The organism is Niabella aurantiaca DSM 17617 (assembly GCF_000374125.1).
In the GTDB taxonomy this organism is placed as follows: Bacteria; Bacteroidota; Bacteroidia; order Chitinophagales; family Chitinophagaceae; genus Niabella; species Niabella aurantiaca.
The window spans coordinates 389629-407096 of record NZ_KB893643.1 but is presented as its reverse complement, the minus strand read 5'-3'; the positions used below and the strand labels follow the sequence as shown (position 1 = coordinate 407096).

Sequence of the window (17468 nt, the reverse complement as noted above, 5' to 3'; positions counted from 1 at the left end):
CAGTGGCTGTTTTGCTTTATCTTGCCGGGGTTGTATGGAAGGAGCCGGTCCTGATCTTTTCGGGGATCATCCTTTTTGGCCACGCTTCGCTGGACCGGGCACTGGGGTATGGACTGAAACGGAAAGAAGGATTTAAATACACGCATTTAGGAATTATTGGAAAGAAAGAATATGAAAGACGATAGCGCAACACAAGAGGGAACATTTGAAGAAAGTGAGGTGACGGGGCTCCAGGGGCAGTTTAAGACCTGGTTCCTGGATTATGCCTCCTATGTAATATTGGAACGGGCGGTACCCGCCATTGAAGACGGGCTGAAACCGGTGCAGCGCCGGATCCTTCACTCCATGAAACAGATGGATGACGGCCGCCTGCATAAAGTAGCCAACATCGTAGGGCAAACCATGTCGTACCACCCGCACGGGGATATGAGCATCCGCGATGCGCTGGTGAACCTGGGGCAAAAAGACCTGCTGATCGATACACAGGGTAACTGGGGAAATATTGAGACCGGCGATGACGCGGCCGCTTCGCGATACATTGAAGCACGCCTGAGCAAATTTGCGCTGGAAGTAGCATTCAACGCCAAAACGACCGACTGGCAGCTGAGCTACGACGGAAGGAACAATGAGCCTATAACGCTGCCGATGAAATTTCCGCTGCTGCTGGCCCAGGGAGCAGAAGGGATCGCAGTGGGGCTGTCGACCAAGATCCTGCCACACAATTTTATCGAGCTGATCGATGCTTCCATCAAATACCTGCGGGGAAAGAAGTTTGAGCTGTATCCCGATTTTCAGACCGGCGGCATGATCGATGTGGGGGATTATAACCAGGGAAAAAGAGGCGGAAAGGTAAAAGTGCGGGCGCATATTGAAGAGCTCGATAAAAAGACATTGCTGATCAAAAGCGTTCCCTACGGGGTAACCACCGATCAGCTGATCGAGTCCATTGTGAAGGCCAATGACCAGGGAAAAATAAAGATCAAAAAGGTTACCGATAATACGGCTGCAAACGTAGAAGTACAGGTGGACCTGGCGCCCGGCATCTCCCCGGACATTACGATGGATGCATTGTATAAATTTACTTCCTGCGAGATCTCCGTTTCTCCGAACGCCTGTGTGATCGTGAATAAGAAGCCTCAGTTCCTTTCCGTACCGGATCTGTTGAAGATCTCGGCAGACAATACCCGGGACCTGCTGCAGAAGGAGCTGGAAATAAAGCTGGCGGAACTGAATGAAAAGTGGCATTATACCTCACTTGAAAAAATATTCTTCGAAGAAAAGATCTACAAGGAGCTGGAAAAAAAGCACGAGACCTGGGACAAGGTGATCGGCGCAATTGATAAGGCCTTTGTACCGTTTAAAAAGCAACTGAAGCGCGATATTACCCGCGAAGACATCCTGAAGCTGACCGAAAAGCCCGTCCGCAGGATCTACCGACTGGATATTGATGAACTGAATGCGCAGATCAAAGGACTGGAAGCAGAGATCAGACAGGTGAAGCACGACCTGGAGCACCTGGTGGATTATGCCGTGGCCTACTTTGATAACCTGCTGAAAAAATTCGGCAAGGGACGGGAGCGCAAAACCGAGATCAAACAATTTGAAGTGATCGAAGCCCGGAACGTGGTTATTGCCAACGCCAAGTTGTATATGGACCGCTCCGGCGGGTTTATCGGTACCGGACTGAAGAAAGATGAGTTCCTTTTTGAATGCTCCGATCTGGACGACATCATCGTATTTACCAAGCGGGGCATCATGAAGGTGATCAAAGTATCGGACAAGGCATTTGTGGGCAAGGATATCCTGCACGCGGCCGTGTTCTTAAAAAATGATGAGCGTACGACCTATAATATGATCTACGTGGACGGGAAGACCGGGGTCAGCTACGCCAAGCGCTTTAATGTGACCGGCATTACGCGGGATAAAGTGTACGACCTTACCAAAGGCGATGATAAAAGTAAAGTACATTACTTTACGGTGAACCCCAATGGAGAGGCGGAAGTGGTGAAGATCACCCTGAGCCCGAACTCGACGGCCCGTATCAAGGAACTGGATTTTTACTTTGAAGAGCTGGGCATCAAAGGACGGAGCAGCATGGGCAACCAGGTGACCAAGTATTCCATTAAATCCGTTAAGTTCAAGGAAGCCGGCCGGGCCACGCTTAGCGGAAGAAAGCTTTGGTTTGACGATAAGTTTGGCCGGCTGAGTTCGGAAGAAAAAGGACAATACCTGGGTATGTTTGAGCCGGACGACCGCATACTGGTGCTTTATACAGACGGGCATTATGAAGTGACCGACCAGGAAATGATCCAGAAGTTTGATGCGGACAAGGTATTGCTGATCGAGCGGTTTGATCCGGAGCGGGTCATCACGGCGGTGTATGTAGATCAGAAAATGCTGCAGTTTAATGTAAAGCGGTTCAGGATTGAAACCTCAACGCTGAAAAATAAATTCCTGTTCATAAAGGAGGGGGATGGCAACTACCTGGAATGTGCTACTACCGCGGAAGAGCCCGTGCTGATGGTGCAGAGCGGGAAGGGCAGCCAGATCCGGAGCGCGAAGTTTAAGCTGGCGAAAATGACCGATGTAATGGGCTGGAAAGCTGTAGGCGCCAAGCTGACCGACTACAATAAATCCGTAGTGATGGAGTGGGTGCAAAATGAGAAGCCCACCAATCAGCAGGAATTGTTTTAACTTGTGCAAACGAAGCAAAGCAGGGGGCTGGCGGGGGAGCCGTGAACTAAAGATTAATTTGCCTGAAATCCGGAAAGAGAGTAAGTTTTTGTCTGTCAATCGTTCAAAACTTACCGTCTTACAGGCTTAACGGCCAAAGAAAGATCTTTTAATCATCCCCCGGAATGAATCGTTTAATCGTTACATCATGACGGATGTTTTTGAAATAACCGACCTGTACAAGGCCCTGCTGGCGCTGCTGGCGGGTTGTATCCTGGGCCTGGAGCGGGAACTGAAAGATAAAGCAGCGGGCCTGAAAACCATTTCTGTTATTTGCCTGGGCTCTGCCTTGTTTTCTATTTTATCCCTAAAGATCACCGGCCCCTATGCTGATGGAGCGCGCATTGCCTCCTATGTGGTCAGCGGGATCGGCTTTTTGGGCGCGGGGGTGATCTTTAAAGACGGGATCAATGTTTCCGGTCTTACCACGGCCAGTGTTATCTGGATGGCCGCCGCTGTAGGCATGTCGATTGGTTTTGGAAAGATCTACCTTGCTGCCATCTTTTTAGCCTCCTGTTTGCTGATCGTTTATACCGGCCGTTATCTGAACCGGACACTTTTTTCCGGAAAGACCAGCCGGACCCTGAGAATGGTGCTGCTGCATAACAATACCACGATCAAAAACGAGATCATTCAGCAGCTGAAACCCTATATTTCGCGGCTGGAGCAGGTAAAGCTGGAGTCCTTTCCTGAGAAGATGACCGTGTCGCTGAACCTGATGATCCCTACAAAGAAACTGCCGCGACTGGAAGAATACCTGGTGAATGAGCACCGGATCGAGAGTTTTGAATTGTGGGGCTGATGGCAGGTTTGCTGCCGGAGTATAAAATGGATACGGGAATGATGAACCGCAATAAATAGCATCCGGTAATTGGAGATCGGTTATTTGCCGTTGCACCACTGCATCGGACGCTGAATTTTCAGCTACAGATTTTTTTGATTTTAATGATTAATAGTGGGCCGGTATCAAAAAGGTTTTTATGAACTTATTGTCTGGTCAGCGAGGACATTGCCCATGGCGCGGGCCAGGGTTTGTTGAAACGCAAATCCTTTATGAGGATACCTATTTTAATAAAATAAATACCGGCCCATCATAAGCTACACCACAGATGATGGCTGCAGTCCATCAAGGCATGAGCACTGCCCGGCACTCCCTATAACGGGCTGTTTAATATTGAAACACCTTACCGCCGGCCATCACCTCCTGGTTTTTTTCGTCAAAGATGGCTTTCATTCCCGTCCGGGCAGCTGCCGTGGCCATAATATTGGCAACCGAGTGCATATATCCCGCTTCCACCGGCGCATTGGTCTGTTTGCGGCTGCGCACACACTCCATCCAGTTGAGCATGTGGCTGCTGGTCAGCGGATCGGCCCCGGTGTTGGCGGAGGTCTCTACCTTTTCTGCCTTTTCAGTCAGCGAGAATTCCGGCAGCAGGTTGGGCTTCATGCCCATGGGTTTGGCAAATTTTTCTTCCAGTCCGCCCCGGGGCGAAACCTTGTTGGTGATCAGGTTCAGCTCCCCGCCATTAGAATAATAGATCTCTGCGGGCCGCTCATCGCCATTGGTCATGCGGCTCATAAATACCACCTGGAATCCTTTTGAAGGGTCGTTTTCAGGTCCGTAATCAAATACGGCAGTGGTCGTATCCCAGTTCCTGCGGCCATCCTTCCACTGGTAAATGCCGCCATTGGCCGTTACGCTGCGCGGGTGTTTCAGACCGCTGAACCAGTGCACTGTATCGATCTGGTGACTCATCCACTGGCCGAAAGCCCCGGAGGAGTAGGGCCAGAACAGGCGATACTCAAGGTATTTACGGGGATCCCAGTCTTCATGCGGACGGTTCATCAGGAACCGTTCCCAGTCGGTATCTTCTTTCCTGAGTTTGGCAACCAACTCCGGACGGCGCCAGCGCCCCGGCTGGTTCACATTCCAGGTGAGCTCCACCATATTGATGTCGCCAAATTTTCCGGATTTAATAAATTGTTCAGCGGCCTTATAATTGGCCCCACTGCGCCGCTGGGAGCCGATCTGTATGACCTGTTTGGAGGCTTTGATGGCCTTTAATGCGGCCCGGTTGTCTGCCATGGTTTCCGCAAAGGGCTTTTCCACATAGGCGTCGCAGTGGGCACTTACCGCTTCAATGGCGCAAAGCGCATGTTGAAAATCTGCGGTGCTGATGATGACCGCATCTACATCTTTGGCCGCATAGAGCTCTTCATTGTTCCGGAACCCTTTTACGGGGTGTTGCAGTTTTTCAGATAAAAATGCCGTTCCCTGGTCGCGCCGGTAACTCCACAGGTCAGATACCCCGGTAATGTCGAAGTTCAGTTTCTTGTAATGGTTGCGGAAAGAAGGGAAGAGGGAGCTCCGGAACCGGTCGGAGAACCCGACAATCCCGACCCGTACGCGGTCGTTCGCACCCAGGATATTTCCATAACTTTTTGCAGAAAGGCCCATGGAAGCCAGGTAGGTACCCGTAGAGGCCAGTGCAGCTTTCTTAATAAAATTTCTTCTTGAATCGGACATATGGCTTTGTTTTAGTGGGACATCAAAAAAGATGCAGGATCACTGCGGGTTTAAATTTAGCTAACAAAGCCGAATAATGGTGCTTAAAATACAGGTATTTTGCTAAAACGTTTTCGGCAGGGAGATTATAAGCCAGGTGACAGCCGATCGCTTGTTGTTCCAGGTCTCGACATTGGGTTCCCGTTTGGCAGCTGATCCCCGGTTTTTGACATCAATATCCCGGATCTCAGATCTCGATTCTCAAATCTCCTTCCACTCAAGGAACGCAACGCATCATTGGCTAAAAACTGATTGCTGACGGCTGATCGCTGAAAGCTATCGGTTCGTCGCTCCGGTTATCCCAGCTCGCTGTCAATAATGGCTTCCAGCTGGTTCAGCTTTTCCAGGATCGTTTCGGAATCCAGGGAGGAGGTTGCCTCCGCTTTGAACTCTGTAGCAAACCAGATCAGCACCATCGATACATAATCCTGCATATCCTTGCCCGGGAATGTTTTTTTGAACTCCATCACTTTATCATTGATGATCTTTATGGAGTGGCGTACGGTTTCCTCATCGGCAGGCTCTACTTTGATCCTGAAGTGCCGGTCGGCGATCATTATATTAGCGGGGATCAGATTCTCTTCCAGTGACATGATTCATACTTTTAGGTTAAACACTTAACAGGGCGATGCACCGGTCTATTTCTTTCAGGTAGCCATTGACCCTTTTTTCAAAAGCTTTCCGTTCCTCCGGGCTCATTTGCGTATTTCCATACCGTGCAATATCCAGCTGCTGCTGCATGGCCTCCATCGTTGAAGCGGCGGATGCTGCGGAAGCTTTTGATTCTTCCAACGCCTGTTTCAGGGCTATGTTCTCTTTTTCGATGATCGCATTTTTACGGCATAGCTGCACCAGTTTTTCCTGTATTTGCTTTATTTTTTCTTCGATTGCCTGACTCATCGGTAAACAATTTCTTAAGGTTACAGATTATTTCCGGATTTCTACCTGCAAATCTCTTTCCAAACTTTGCATGATCTTTTTCATCCAGCCATCAATTTCCGCATCGGTCAATGTTTTTTCATCATCCTGGAAGGTAACGTTAACTGCCAGCGACTTTTTGCCGGCTCCCAGTTTTTCGCTTTCAAAAATATCAAAAAGCTGTACCGATTGCAGTTTCTTAAGGTTTAACTTTTGAATGGCGGCTTCAACTGACCGGTAGGGCAGCTCCTGCGCAACGATCATGGCAACATCGCGCTGTACCGCCGGGAACCGGGGGATCGGCGCAAACTGGGGTTGGTATTTCAGGGCCGCTTTTAAAATAGCGCTCCAGTTCAGATCTGCATAAAATACCGGCTGCTTTATGTCGAAGCGCGCCAGCAGGTCTTTATGAACGGTGCCCAGCTTGCCTAAACGAACGGTACCTGCTTTCAGTTCCAGCCCGTATTGGAAATTTGCGTCCTGTAATTCGTCATACTGCAGGCCCGCCAGGCCGCAACACAGGAGTCCTTTTTCCACAAGGCCTTTCAATGCAAAAAAGTCGTACTTCACACCGGGTTGTTTCCACCCGGCTGTTTGCTGATTTCCCGTCAGGTAAAGGCATAAGTGCTCCGGCTCTTCAAATTTTCCTTTTTTATTGATGCTGTAGGTTTTGCCAAATTCAAATAGTCTCAGGTCCTCGTTCTTCCGGTTCAGGTTCCGTACGACGATCTCTAACCCGGTTTCCAGCATGTCCGGGCGCATAATGTTCAATTCGGCACTAAGGCTGTTCTTCATTTTGACCACGGAACCCAATTCTTCTCCACTGTAATAGGCCTTGTTGGTAATGGAATTGGTCAGAATTTCCTGGTGGCCCGATCCTACAAAAAAAGAAACGATCTTTTCTTTTATAAGCTCACCTTCAATATTTTCATCGACAGAAGGTGTTATTTTTATTGAAGTAGGTATCTCCACATTATCCAGGCCATCGATGCGTAGGATCTCTTCCACCACATCCGCCGGCAGGTGGATGTCGGGCTTGTGATAAGGCACTGAGATGAGCAGGGAATCGATGGTGTCTTTTTCCACTTCAAATCCCAGGGACTGCAGGATGGTTTTTACAGCATCCGGATGATAGTTTTTGCCGCTCAGTTTTTTAAGATAATGGTATTTAAGCGCGATCTCTTTTTTGGGCTGTGGTTCGGGATACAGATCATAGATGTCTGAACCGAGGGTTCCGCCACAGGTTTCCAGGATCAGTGATGCGGCCCGTTTCAGAACGGTTACGGTTGCAGAAATATCCGTTCCTTTTTCAAAGCGGGTAGCGGCATCTGTTCTCAAACCGTGCCGGAAGGAGGTTTTACGTATGCTGATGGGATCAAAACAGGCGCTTTCGAGAAAAATACGGGTGGTCTTTTCTGTAACCCCGCTTTCGAGTCCGCCAAACACTCCGCCAATACACATGCCGCCTTCCGCATCGCAGATCATGAGGTCTCCGGCACTCAGCTTCCGTTCTTTTTCGTCCAGGGTAACAAAGGGCGTGCCTTCCGGCAGGTTCTTGACAATGACCTGGTTGCCGCGGATCTTATCGGCATCAAAAGCATGCAGTGGCTGCCCTGTTTCATGCTGAATAAAATTGGTGATGTCGACGATATTGTTTATGGGTCTCAGTCCGATAGCTTTTAAAATATGCTGCAGCCATTTAGGGGATTCGCCCACCTGGATACCGTCAATGCAGATGCCGCTGTACCGGGGGCAGGCTGCTTTATTTTCGATGATGATCTTCAGCGGCGCTTTGCCTTTGGGTGCTTTGAAGGCCGAGGTCTCGGGAAATTTCGGGCGTTCTGATCTTTTGTCATGATGGGAAAGATAGGCGCAAACATCCCGTGCCACGCCCCAGTGGCTCATGGCATCCATCCGGTTGGGCGTAAGCCCGATCTCAAAAATGGTGTCCGTATAGCTTTGAAAATATTCCGACGCAGGGGCTCCGGCCCGTACATCCGCCGGCAACACCAGGATGCCGTCGTGTGAAGGGCTCAGTCCGATCTCGTCCTCGGCGCAGATCATTCCCTGGCTTTCCTCGCCTCGGATCCTGGCCAGCTTCATGGTAACAGGAGCGCCGTTTAACGGATAAATAGTGGCGCCCACCGGTGCAACAACTACTTTCTGACCGGCAGCTACATTTGGAGCACCGCATACAATATGCAGGGGCGCATCACCGCCCACCTGAACCGTTGTCAGTTTCAGTTTGTCGGCATTGGGATGCGGACGGGTTTCCAGCACTTCGCCGATCACCAGGCCTTTCAGGCCGCCTTTTAGTTCTTCGTATTCATGGATGGCCTCTACCTCAAGTCCGATAGCGGTCAGGATCTGGCTTAAACGTTCCACATTGACGGCTACCAGTTGCCCTGCCGGTCCGGCAGGCAGGTATTCACTCAGCCATTTGTAAGATATTGTCATCTGTTCGTTAAATATTAATAAAATCGGACTGCGAATATACAATCATTGCGACATCCTTCGCCGTAAAAGTTGGTAGCAATAACTACCCGGAGCCTCTTAAAAAAAAGCCCCGCAAGCCAGATGAGTTGCAGGGCGTATAATTGGTGGTTTCTCTATGGTAGGCCAATGGGTTGAGAAATACGCCCCATAAACAGAATGCTGTTGGAAGTATTTTCGCTGATGATGATCCCAAACGGACGGTTGCAGATAAATTGCGGTATCTGGGGTGCGCTGGTTACGCCGATGCCAATGCTGGTGACCGCTGCCGCTTCTGTACCCTCTTCATCCACTGCGGCAAACGTATTTTGCTTTACAAAACTGATGTAGACGGGTATTTTGCTCAGCGCATCAAAATCGGCGTCAAAGGTAAAAGCTTTCCGGATGCCCATGGCTTGCAGGGTCTCATTCAGTTTGAATTCCTGTTCCAGCTTAAACCGGGGGATCCCGATATTTACCGTGATGGTTCTGAAGGATTGCTGGAGCGCATTCCATTTTTGAAGGTCCATCTGTTCGAAAAGGTCGGCAACGGCACTTGTTTTGGGCAAAAGAATGGTCATGGTAAACTGTCCGTTGCCGTATGGTTTTTGAATGGCGTCAAAGTTTGCTGCAGGGGCATATTTTACCGTATCTGTCTGGTGCATCATGTTCACCTGCATCTGGGTGCCATCTGCTTTTGTAAACGTTTCGGAAGTGGTCTTGTCTTTATCGAATTTTGCACGCCAGTTACCCTTAAGGTAGAGGGCATTCATCAGCAGCATGACCAGGTCGGGACTCAGCTTGTTCAATACAACAGGGATTTTACCATTTGTATGATCGCTGGCCCATTTATTGATCAGCTGCAGATCGGAGGGTTGAAAGGGGAGGCCGGTTACCTGTGCTTTATAATAAGCTGCCAGAGTTTCTAAAAAGGTGGTTTCAACGGGAAAGCCGTTTTTGTAAAACACAGCATTAGCAAGGCCAAAGCTTATCTCCGGGTCTGCCTTTGGCAGTTGCTCCAGGAGCGTACGGTTGGTTTTATTCAGTTCTTCAGAGGAAAGGTCCTTTGCCTGAAGGGCGTTAAGGATCTCTTCCCTGGTGTCCCCGGTTGCGCCGTTGGCTACCATGCTCATGGCCATGTGCAGGCTCAGCGGGGAAACAAAAATATTTTCCTGGTCCTGTTTTGTCTGCTGCAATGCATTAAAAAATGCGAACGAAAAACCCGACATGGATTCCCGGACTGCTGCAGAAATAGTGATGGGTGTTTGTTTGGCCGACCGCAGGTCCGGCTTTCCTTCATCCGATACATGCTTTGCACAGCTGCCCAATATCAGGGCTGCCCAGCCAGCGCAGTAAAACAATCGCCGTTTCAACATGGTTCGTCCGGTTTAAGTTGTTACATTGTAACAGAACGCAGGAACGGCCGGTTTCGCAACAGGGGGGCGTATTAATTCCAGGTTTTTTTTTCTTTTTTTATAAGCGCGGGGGTAAAAAGCAGGTAGTAGAACACCATCCAGAGGTCCATGACCAACACCCATTTGCGGAGGTCCGCCTCGTTAAGCCTTTTCATTGCCCTGGCAAAAACGAGCTGCTGGATGATGGATTTACCGGCCAGGATGCCCAGGCCGATCCGCCAGTTGTACCAGATGCAGCAGCTGAGGATCAAAAAATAAAATAAAAAATGAGATAAACTATATAATCCAAGTAATATCTGATGTTTAGGTTTATAGTATTTTGAAGTGCTGAAATGCCTTGTTTTTTGATATCGCCAATCCTTCCAGGTACGTTTCGGGCTGCTCAGGGTATGCGCTTCCGGGTCAATGACAATGGCCGTATTTTTTCCGTTAGCTACTTTATTTATAAAAAGGTCGTCGTCTCCCCCCGGCAGGTGGTTCAGGCCGGAAAAGCCCTTGTTTTTCAAAAAAATATTTTTTTTGTAGCTCAGGTTCCGGCCCACACCCATGTACGGGTGGCCGGCCAGGGCATAGGATAAATATTGCAGGGCGCTGTGAAAAGTTTCATAGCGGATCACTTTGTTCAAAAAGCCGGGGAGCTTATGATAGGCACCATAGCCCAGCACGATGTCGATGCCCTCCTCGTAAGGTTCCTGCATTTTTTGCAGCCAGAATTCGGTAGCTGGCACACAATCGGCGTCCGTCAGCAAAAGGATCTCATGGGCGGCCTCCCGGATGCCCATCGACAGCGGATATTTTTTCCCGGGGATATGTTGGGCGTTCTGCTGCAGGTTTAAAACGGTGAGCCCGCCATACCGGGCATTCAGCTCCTGTAAAATGTATTTGCTGTCGTCGACGGAGTTGTCGTTTACGACGAGGATCTGGCGGCTGGCGGTGTATTCCTGGAAAATAAGACCGGGAATATTTTTTGCAAGGTTGCGGGCTTCATCCTTACCGCAGACGACGATGCTTACCGGATGCTGCTGCGTGCTTTTCCGGGGCCTGGCCCTGAAAAATACCAGTCGGGCAAAAAAGAAGAAATAATAAAACAGGAGAACAGCCGTAAAGAACAGGAGCGCGATAAATATAATATATCCAGGGGTTAGATCCGGCATGGAGCAAATATAGGGCTCTAATTTTTATTTTGGGCATCAGGCTTTGAGAATCGGTATTCGGTATCGGGTATCCGGAATCGAAAAGCCAGCCCCAAAAACGGATTCCGGCTCTCATTTCTCATTTCTTCATCCCTTGCCAATCTGATGGCGGAAAAAGAAACGCGGTCAATGAACAGGTATGGATTTACGGACTGCGCTACTGGGTGCTGAACCGGACGGAACGTGCGCAGGAGCTGTTTAAGGGATATTGCGCCACCGCGTTGAAACGTCTTCTTTTTGAAAAGCCCGAACCTCAGAAGGTGCACCGGTTTTATCAGGAGATGCTGCCTTATATAACGGATACTTTTTAAACGGCCGTTACAGTACGATTATTTTTATGAGACGGCCCATCATTTATATATAAAAAGCAACTATGATTCCTGTTTGGCCTACCTGGATTCCGCTTACCATATTACCCGCAGAACCTGCTGTTGCAGGAATTGATCGCCCAGTCGCTGATCCAGCAGAGCATACCCGTATCCGGCAAGGCCGGTGCAATCATCGTGCGCTGCCTGGAAGTCCGATTTGAGCGTTATCCTTTTTTAAGATCGAATCCCAAGGTCAGGGACCTGTATATCATCGGGCTGGCCAGCGCTACCGCGGATCTGTTTTATGAGAACCCGAAAGCGGCGGCAGACCGGTATCTGAAGCGGTACCTTGATCTGATGGGAACCAACCTGCCAGTTGTAAAAGAGATGCAGCCGTATTGGGCGATACGGGTCAGCGAAGCCTATATCTTATCATATCCGGCAATAGCAGTATAAAGAGGCGCGCATTTTTAACACATTTAAAAAAATAGGTGCCGGGTAATGGAGCTCAATAAACGGATCGGCTACCTGGATGAGGGGATCCATTAATAGCTGCCCTGTGATTTTTCGAGCCGGTAAAGCTTATTTTTTTAATTTTGCGCCCGATTTATGGCACAACTCAGTTTTCAGCTGCAACATACCGATAAGGGATCTGCTGCAAGGGCAGGACGCATCCAGACCGATCACGGACAGATCGAAACACCCATCTTTATGCCGGTGGGTACTGCCGGTTCCGTAAAAGCGGTCACCCAGGCGCAGCTGGAAAACGAAGTGCAGGCGCAGATTATCCTGGGCAATACCTATCATTTATATTTACGCCCCGGGCTGGAGGTGCTGGAAAAGGCCGGCGGGTTGCACCGGTTCAACCAGTGGCAGCGCCCCATCCTTACGGATAGCGGCGGTTTTCAGGTGTTTTCGCTGGCCGGAACACGGAAGATCAAAGAAGAGGGGGTCACCTTTGCCTCGCATATTGACGGAAGCAAACACCTGTTCACCCCGGAGCGGGTCATGGACATTCAGCGGGTGATCGGCGGTGATATCATTATGGCGTTCGACGAGTGCCCACCCGGCGGAAGCGAATACGGTTATGCCCGGAAAAGCCTGGACCTGACCCATCGCTGGTTGGATCGCTGCTGGGACCGGTTTACCACCACACCGGATAAATATGGGTATACCCAGAACCTGTTTCCCATCGTACAGGGGGCTACTTTTAAGGACCTGAGAAGGGAATCCTGCGATTTTATTGCTCAAAAGGACGCGCCCGGTAACGCTATCGGCGGACTAAGCGTGGGAGAGCCGGAAGACAAAATGTACGAGATCTGCGACTGGTGCTGCCAGCACCTGCCCGTGCACAGGCCGCGCTATCTTATGGGGGTGGGTACCCCCTGGAATATTCTGGAGTGCATCGGCATGGGCATTGATATGTTCGATTGCGTGATGCCCACCCGCAACGGAAGAAATGCCATGTTGTTTACAACAGAAGGGGTCATCAATATCGACAATAAGAAATGGGAGATGGATTACACACCCATTGATGAAGGCCTGCCCAACCCAATGAGCAATCTGTACAGCAAGGCCTACCTGCGGCACCTGTTCAAAAGCGGGGAGATCCTTGCATTGACCATCGCCAGTGTACACAACCTGGCCTTTTACCTGTGGCTGGTGCAGGAAGCGCGCCGGCAGATCATTTCGGGAAATTATCGCTCCTGGAAAAACCAAATGATTGTTAAGTTAAAAAGGCGTCTGTAAGCCATATCTTTTTTTCGGTTATTTTTACAGCTTATATATTTCATGAAGAAACTGGACTGGTACATATTAAACAAACTGTTGATCTCGTTTGTATTTTGCATGCTGTTGTTTACAGTCATTGCCGTAGCCATCGATACCAGTGAAAAATCGGACGATTTTGTAAAATCAGGACTTTCTTCCTGGCAGATCTTTACGAAATATTATATGGGCTTTATCCCCTATATCTGGAGTTTGTTGTTCCCGTTGTTTGTGTTTATCGCCGTCATTTTCTTTACCAGTAAGATGGCATTGCGGTCAGAGATCATCGCCATCCTTGCCAGCGGTACACGATTTACGCGTTTTTTGCGTCCTTATATGGTAGGCGGGTTGCTGCTGGCAACCCTGCTGTTTTTTGGAAGGGCCTATTTCATCCCGATGGCTAACGACATTATGAGCAATTTCCGGAAAACGTATATCGATAAGAATGACCCGCTGAAGAACCGGTCGGAGAGTGCCTGTAGCACCTGTTTTTATAAGCGGGTAGACAGCGTTACCTATATGGGCGTGAAAAATTTTGATGCGGTTACGAAAAAAAGCGGTGCCTTCTTTATGGACCGGGTAAAGCGGGGCAAAGTGGTGTACAACCTGCGTGCCGCTTCCGTTCGATGGGATACAACCAAAAGACAACGGAGATGGGTGGCCGAAAATGTAGTGGAGCGCCAGGTCGACAGCCTTGGTGAGCGGGTGACCCATTCCAAGGAGAAAGTTGTGCGCCTGAACATGGCACCGGATGAACTGATCAAAGACGAATACCTGAAAGATAAGCTGACGACCCCCGGTCTGAGACGCCTGATCAAAAACGAGGAATTGAGGGGGACGGAAGGACTGAACGCTTTAAAAGTGGAATTGTATAAGCGGACCTCAACACCCTTTACCGTATTACTGCTAACCTTTATTGGTGCGGTGATCGCCAGCCGTAAAACCCGGGGCGGGAGCGGCATGCACCTGGCGTTAGGTATTGTCATAGCCGCGGTATTCATTCTGGCAGACCAGTTTTCGACCGTTTTTTCCACCAAAGGAAATTTTCCTCCTTTGCTGGCCGCATGGATCCCCAATCTTTTTTTTACCATCGTGGCCCTGCGCCTGTATAAAACGGCTCCTAAATAAGCGGTCAGTTGTCACTCGTCAGCTTTCCTAAAACTGACAGCTGGCAGCTGAAAACTGACAACTAATTGCTGCTCTCTTAAACCCTTTTACAGGTATTTTGTTAAGGATTTATTGCCTCTGAAAAATTACTAAAATATAATTTGCTGTGGCAATTGGCTTTAACTATCTTTAGCGCAAACCATTTTTTTAATAGTTAAGACGAAGAGCATATATGGAACAATTCAAAGTGAAGTTTAAAGAGCAGGCGGATAAGCTTGGGGCAGAAATCAAGACCCTGCTCCAGGAACATGGGAATACGGTGATCGGAGAGACCACGCTGGCACAGATTTATCAGGGAATGAGAGGCATGACTGCCCTGGTTACCGAAACTTCCCTGCTGGACGCACAGGATGGCATCCGCTTTAAAAGACGTTCCATTCCAGAACTGAGAGAACAGCTTCCGAAAGCCAAAGGTGGTTCTGAACCGTTGCCGGAAGCGTTGTTTTACCTGATGATGATCGGTGAGATCCCCACGGAGAAAGATGTAGAAGACCTGAGTGCTATATTGCAGCGGCGCAGCCATGTACCTACCTATGTATTTGACACGATGAAAGCGCTGCCCAAGGATACACACCCGATGACCCAGTTTGTGGTAGGGGTGATGGCCCTGCAGGCGGAGAGTGTTTTTGCAAAGCGCTATGCCGAAGGATTTTCCAAAAAGGACTATTGGGAAGCAACACTTGAAGATACGCTGAACCTGATCGCACGGCTGCCACATATTGCCGCTTTTGTTTACCGCCGTAAATACAAGGGCGGAAAAGCTGTACAGCCGGACGGCATGCTGGATTGGGCTGCCAATTTTGCCCATATGCTCGGATATGATCATGAAGAGTTTAAGGAGCTGATGCGCCTGTATATGGTCATTCATGCCGATCATGAAGGCGGCAATGTTTCGGCGCATGCCACCCATTTGGTAGGCTCTGCGTTGAGTGATCCTTATTTAAGCTACGCAGCGGGTATGAACGGGCTGGCAGGTCCTTTGCACGGGTTGGCCAACCAGGAGGTGATCAAGTGGATCTTTGAAATGCAGAAAGAGCTGAACACAGAAGCGCCGGGCGCGGAGCAGATCGCCGAATACGTAAAAAAGACCCTGGGCGAAGGAAAAGTAGTACCGGGTTACGGGCATGCCGTATTGCGCCAGACGGATCCGCGCTTTACTGCGCAAATGGAGTTTGGCAAAAAACATATGCCGGATGATCCGCTGGTGAACACAGTGTGGCGGATCTATGAAACGGTTCCCGGTATCTTACAGTCACTGGGAAAAGTAAAGAACCCCTGGCCCAATGTAGATGCACACAGCGGCGCTTTACTGGTGCATTACGGCATGAAAGAATATGAGTACTACACGGTGCTTTTTGCTGTAAGCCGGGCATTGGGGGTATTATCGAGCCTTTGCTGGGACCGTGCCCTCGGCATGCCGCTGGAGCGGCCCAAATCAGTGACCACCGCTGCCGTAAAAAGGTGGCTCAGTAAGGAAGTAGAAAACCTGGGAGACTAAAAAAAGCCCCGGGGAATGCGGAATATTTTGTAAATTGAGATGACCCGAATTGTGAGGGTACAAACTTTTTTTGGTACGGTTTTTTGGGGAGTTTAAAGAGCATCTGATTATTCAACTAAAATAAAAAAGAAATTTATGAAAAATAGAGACAAGTACATCCTTGGTATTGCCGGGGCTGCGCTCGCCGGCATCGCTATCGGCTTGCTGTTCTATACAGAAGAAGGCAAGAAGACCCGTAAAAAAGTGAAGAATACGGCCAATGACTGGGCAGATTCTTTGGGTAGCCTCATTGCCACCGGTAAAGAAAGTCTTTCCGATCTTTCGCATAAGGCCGTGAATAAAGCCAAAAAAGGATATCAGCGGTTCAAAGGCCAGGCAGAAGATGGCTATGACGAGCTTCGGGGCGAATACAATGACTTGGCTGACGAGTATGCCCGTAAATAAATAAAGCGCATCCCTGTAAACGGGTTGTCTGCAAGGTTTGTTGTTGAGCCGGAAATTTTGGTTCGCTAAAAACAATATACTTTTGAGGCAACCTTTTTTTTATTTGTAACCGTAAAACGCAAACTATGCTGGAACTAAAAGAAAAGCTGGAGAATGTGGCTGAAGACGTAGAGGAGATTGCAAAAACCTATTACCGCCTGTCAATGCTCAACATTGTAGACAAAGGCAGTAAGCTGGGATCTTCTTTTTTGATTCTTGCCCTGGTTACCGGGTTGGCTTTTTTTATCTTTTTATTTATCGGATTTGGTGCCAGTTACTGGATCGGGCAGGCGCTGGGCAATCCCATGCTGGGTTTTTTTGTAGTGGCCGGATTTCTGCTGCTTGTTTTAATCCTGATACTGGCGCTCAATAAAAAGACCATTCAACCCCTGATCCGTAACATCATCATTAAGAACCTCTATGACTAAGCCTGTTATTACGACGCATAAAGAACTGATGCAGGAAAAGGCCCGGCTCAAAGCCCGGTTGAAACAGCGCAAAACGGATTTGCGTCAGTCGGTGGAAGCAATCAAAGACACATTGAACCCGATCAGCCATATCGCAAAAACCACGAAGGATATCTGGAATGCAGACGCATCCAATCCTCTGATTGCGCTGGGGGTTACCAAGCTGACGGATGTTGTGATCCGGAAGGGCATCCTGCGTAAAGCCGGCTGGTTATCGCGGTTGATAGCGCCCGTGCTGGTACAGAAAGTGGCCACCTACCTGATCAGCGAAAAGGCGGGAGATCAGATCGGCCGTTTGCTGCACCGTGCAGCCCATAAACTTCGCGAAGACGCGCGGATGGCTGATTTTTCAAAAGGGATGAGAACAAAAAAGGGGACCGCTGTCCGCTGAAAAGCGACCATAATAAATGATGACGGCTAATGGGAAATCCTGGCCGGGATCCGGCGGATATAAATGGTTGGGGAAGAAATAAAAAAGCCG

General features: G+C 49.2%; 16 protein-coding genes. 10 read left to right on the top strand and 6 right to left on the bottom strand.

What is annotated here, in order from left to right; all coding sequences use genetic code 11:
- Positions 1-2 precede the first annotated feature (2 nt).
- The 3 genes from B160_RS31200 (at position 3) to B160_RS30780 (ending at position 3535) form a co-directional block, all read left to right on the top strand.
- Positions 3-185: a DUF4260 family protein gene (locus tag B160_RS31200; RefSeq protein ID WP_071597053.1), complete on the top strand. Its 183-nt coding sequence runs from the start codon at positions 3-5 to the stop codon at positions 183-185.
- A complete protein-coding gene (locus B160_RS0118655; protein WP_018629444.1) occupies positions 172-2694 on the top strand; it encodes a DNA gyrase/topoisomerase IV subunit A in 2523 nt (840 codons plus the stop codon). The genes B160_RS31200 and B160_RS0118655 overlap by 14 nt, the downstream gene beginning before the upstream one ends.
- A 187-nt stretch (positions 2695-2881) precedes the next feature.
- Positions 2882-3535, top strand: a complete 654-nt coding sequence (locus tag B160_RS30780) for an MgtC/SapB family protein (RefSeq protein WP_018629443.1) — start codon at positions 2882-2884, stop codon at positions 3533-3535.
- Between the two features lie 366 nt (positions 3536-3901).
- Here the strand turns inward: B160_RS30780 and B160_RS0118645 are convergent, their stop codons facing one another.
- From B160_RS0118645 to B160_RS0118620, 6 genes are all read right to left on the bottom strand, one after another.
- Positions 3902-5260, bottom strand: a complete 1359-nt coding sequence (locus B160_RS0118645; RefSeq protein ID WP_018629442.1) for a Gfo/Idh/MocA family protein — start codon at positions 5258-5260, stop codon at positions 3902-3904.
- A gap of 335 nt (positions 5261-5595) precedes the next feature.
- Positions 5596-5892: a cell division protein ZapA gene (locus tag B160_RS0118640; RefSeq protein ID WP_018629441.1), complete on the bottom strand. Its 297-nt coding sequence runs from the start codon at positions 5890-5892 to the stop codon at positions 5596-5598.
- A 16-nt stretch (positions 5893-5908) separates the two neighbouring features.
- Entirely contained in the window at positions 5909-6199 is a 291-nt protein-coding gene (locus B160_RS0118635; protein WP_018629440.1) for a hypothetical protein, read from the bottom strand.
- A gap of 27 nt (positions 6200-6226) precedes the next feature.
- Positions 6227-8674 carry a phenylalanine--tRNA ligase subunit beta gene (pheT, locus tag B160_RS0118630; protein ID WP_018629439.1) on the bottom strand — a complete coding sequence of 816 codons (2448 nt, stop codon included), beginning with the start codon at positions 8672-8674 and terminating at the stop codon, positions 6227-6229.
- A gap of 152 nt (positions 8675-8826) precedes the next feature.
- Entirely contained in the window at positions 8827-10065 is a 1239-nt protein-coding gene (locus B160_RS0118625; protein WP_018629438.1) for a serpin family protein, read from the bottom strand.
- A 71-nt stretch (positions 10066-10136) separates the two neighbouring features.
- Positions 10137-11258: a glycosyltransferase gene (locus tag B160_RS0118620; protein ID WP_018629437.1), complete on the bottom strand. Its 1122-nt coding sequence runs from the start codon at positions 11256-11258 to the stop codon at positions 10137-10139.
- Positions 11259-11728: 470 nt separating this feature from the next.
- Here B160_RS0118620 and B160_RS0118610 point away from each other — a divergent pair, with 470 nt between their 5' ends.
- The 7 genes from B160_RS0118610 (at position 11729) to B160_RS0118580 (ending at position 17378) form a co-directional block, all read left to right on the top strand.
- Positions 11729-12061 (top strand): hypothetical protein, encoded by a 333-nt coding sequence (locus tag B160_RS0118610; RefSeq protein WP_018629435.1) that lies wholly within the window; start codon positions 11729-11731, stop codon positions 12059-12061.
- 153 nt (positions 12062-12214) lie between these two features.
- Positions 12215-13354 carry a tRNA guanosine(34) transglycosylase Tgt gene (gene tgt / locus B160_RS0118605; protein WP_018629434.1) on the top strand — a complete coding sequence of 380 codons (1140 nt, stop codon included), beginning with the start codon at positions 12215-12217 and terminating at the stop codon, positions 13352-13354.
- A 42-nt stretch (positions 13355-13396) separates the two neighbouring features.
- Positions 13397-14500 (top strand): LptF/LptG family permease, encoded by a 1104-nt coding sequence (locus B160_RS0118600; protein ID WP_018629433.1) that lies wholly within the window; start codon positions 13397-13399, stop codon positions 14498-14500.
- 211 nt (positions 14501-14711) lie between these two features.
- A complete protein-coding gene (locus B160_RS0118595) occupies positions 14712-16037 on the top strand; it encodes a citrate (Si)-synthase, eukaryotic (RefSeq protein WP_018629432.1) in 1326 nt (441 codons plus the stop codon).
- A gap of 135 nt (positions 16038-16172) precedes the next feature.
- Positions 16173-16481, top strand: a complete 309-nt coding sequence (locus tag B160_RS0118590; RefSeq protein WP_018629431.1) for a YtxH domain-containing protein — start codon at positions 16173-16175, stop codon at positions 16479-16481.
- Between the two features lie 125 nt (positions 16482-16606).
- Positions 16607-16948, top strand: coding sequence for a phage holin family protein (locus tag B160_RS0118585; protein ID WP_018629430.1), 342 nt, complete (start codon positions 16607-16609; stop codon positions 16946-16948).
- Complete coding sequence (locus B160_RS0118580) at positions 16941-17378, top strand: hypothetical protein (RefSeq protein ID WP_157558130.1); 438 nt, start codon at positions 16941-16943, stop codon at positions 17376-17378. The genes B160_RS0118585 and B160_RS0118580 overlap by 8 nt, the downstream gene beginning before the upstream one ends.
- Positions 17379-17468 lie beyond the last annotated feature (90 nt).

Excerpts from the sequence above, each read along its gene's own strand:
- tgt (WP_018629434.1), top strand. The coding sequence starts at position 12,215 with ATGGCACAACTCAGTTTTCAGCTGCAACATACCGATAAGGGATCTGCT.
- B160_RS0118635 (WP_018629440.1), bottom strand. The coding sequence starts at position 6,199 with ATGAGTCAGGCAATCGAAGAAAAAATAAAGCAAATACAGGAAAAACTG.
- B160_RS30780 (WP_018629443.1), top strand. The coding sequence starts at position 2,882 with ATGACGGATGTTTTTGAAATAACCGACCTGTACAAGGCCCTGCTGGCG.
- B160_RS0118595 (WP_018629432.1), top strand. The coding sequence starts at position 14,712 with ATGGAACAATTCAAAGTGAAGTTTAAAGAGCAGGCGGATAAGCTTGGG.
- B160_RS0118580 (WP_157558130.1), top strand. The coding sequence starts at position 16,941 with ATGACTAAGCCTGTTATTACGACGCATAAAGAACTGATGCAGGAAAAG.
- pheT (WP_018629439.1), bottom strand. The coding sequence starts at position 8,674 with ATGACAATATCTTACAAATGGCTGAGTGAATACCTGCCTGCCGGACCG.
- B160_RS0118620 (WP_018629437.1), bottom strand. The coding sequence starts at position 11,258 with ATGCCGGATCTAACCCCTGGATATATTATATTTATCGCGCTCCTGTTC.
- B160_RS0118600 (WP_018629433.1), top strand. The coding sequence starts at position 13,397 with ATGAAGAAACTGGACTGGTACATATTAAACAAACTGTTGATCTCGTTT.
- B160_RS0118585 (WP_018629430.1), top strand. The coding sequence starts at position 16,607 with ATGCTGGAACTAAAAGAAAAGCTGGAGAATGTGGCTGAAGACGTAGAG.
- B160_RS0118590 (WP_018629431.1), top strand. The coding sequence starts at position 16,173 with ATGAAAAATAGAGACAAGTACATCCTTGGTATTGCCGGGGCTGCGCTC.
- B160_RS0118645 (WP_018629442.1), bottom strand. The coding sequence starts at position 5,260 with ATGTCCGATTCAAGAAGAAATTTTATTAAGAAAGCTGCACTGGCCTCT.
- B160_RS0118640 (WP_018629441.1), bottom strand. The coding sequence starts at position 5,892 with ATGTCACTGGAAGAGAATCTGATCCCCGCTAATATAATGATCGCCGAC.
- B160_RS0118625 (WP_018629438.1), bottom strand. The coding sequence starts at position 10,065 with ATGTTGAAACGGCGATTGTTTTACTGCGCTGGCTGGGCAGCCCTGATA.
- B160_RS0118655 (WP_018629444.1), top strand. The coding sequence starts at position 172 with ATGAAAGACGATAGCGCAACACAAGAGGGAACATTTGAAGAAAGTGAG.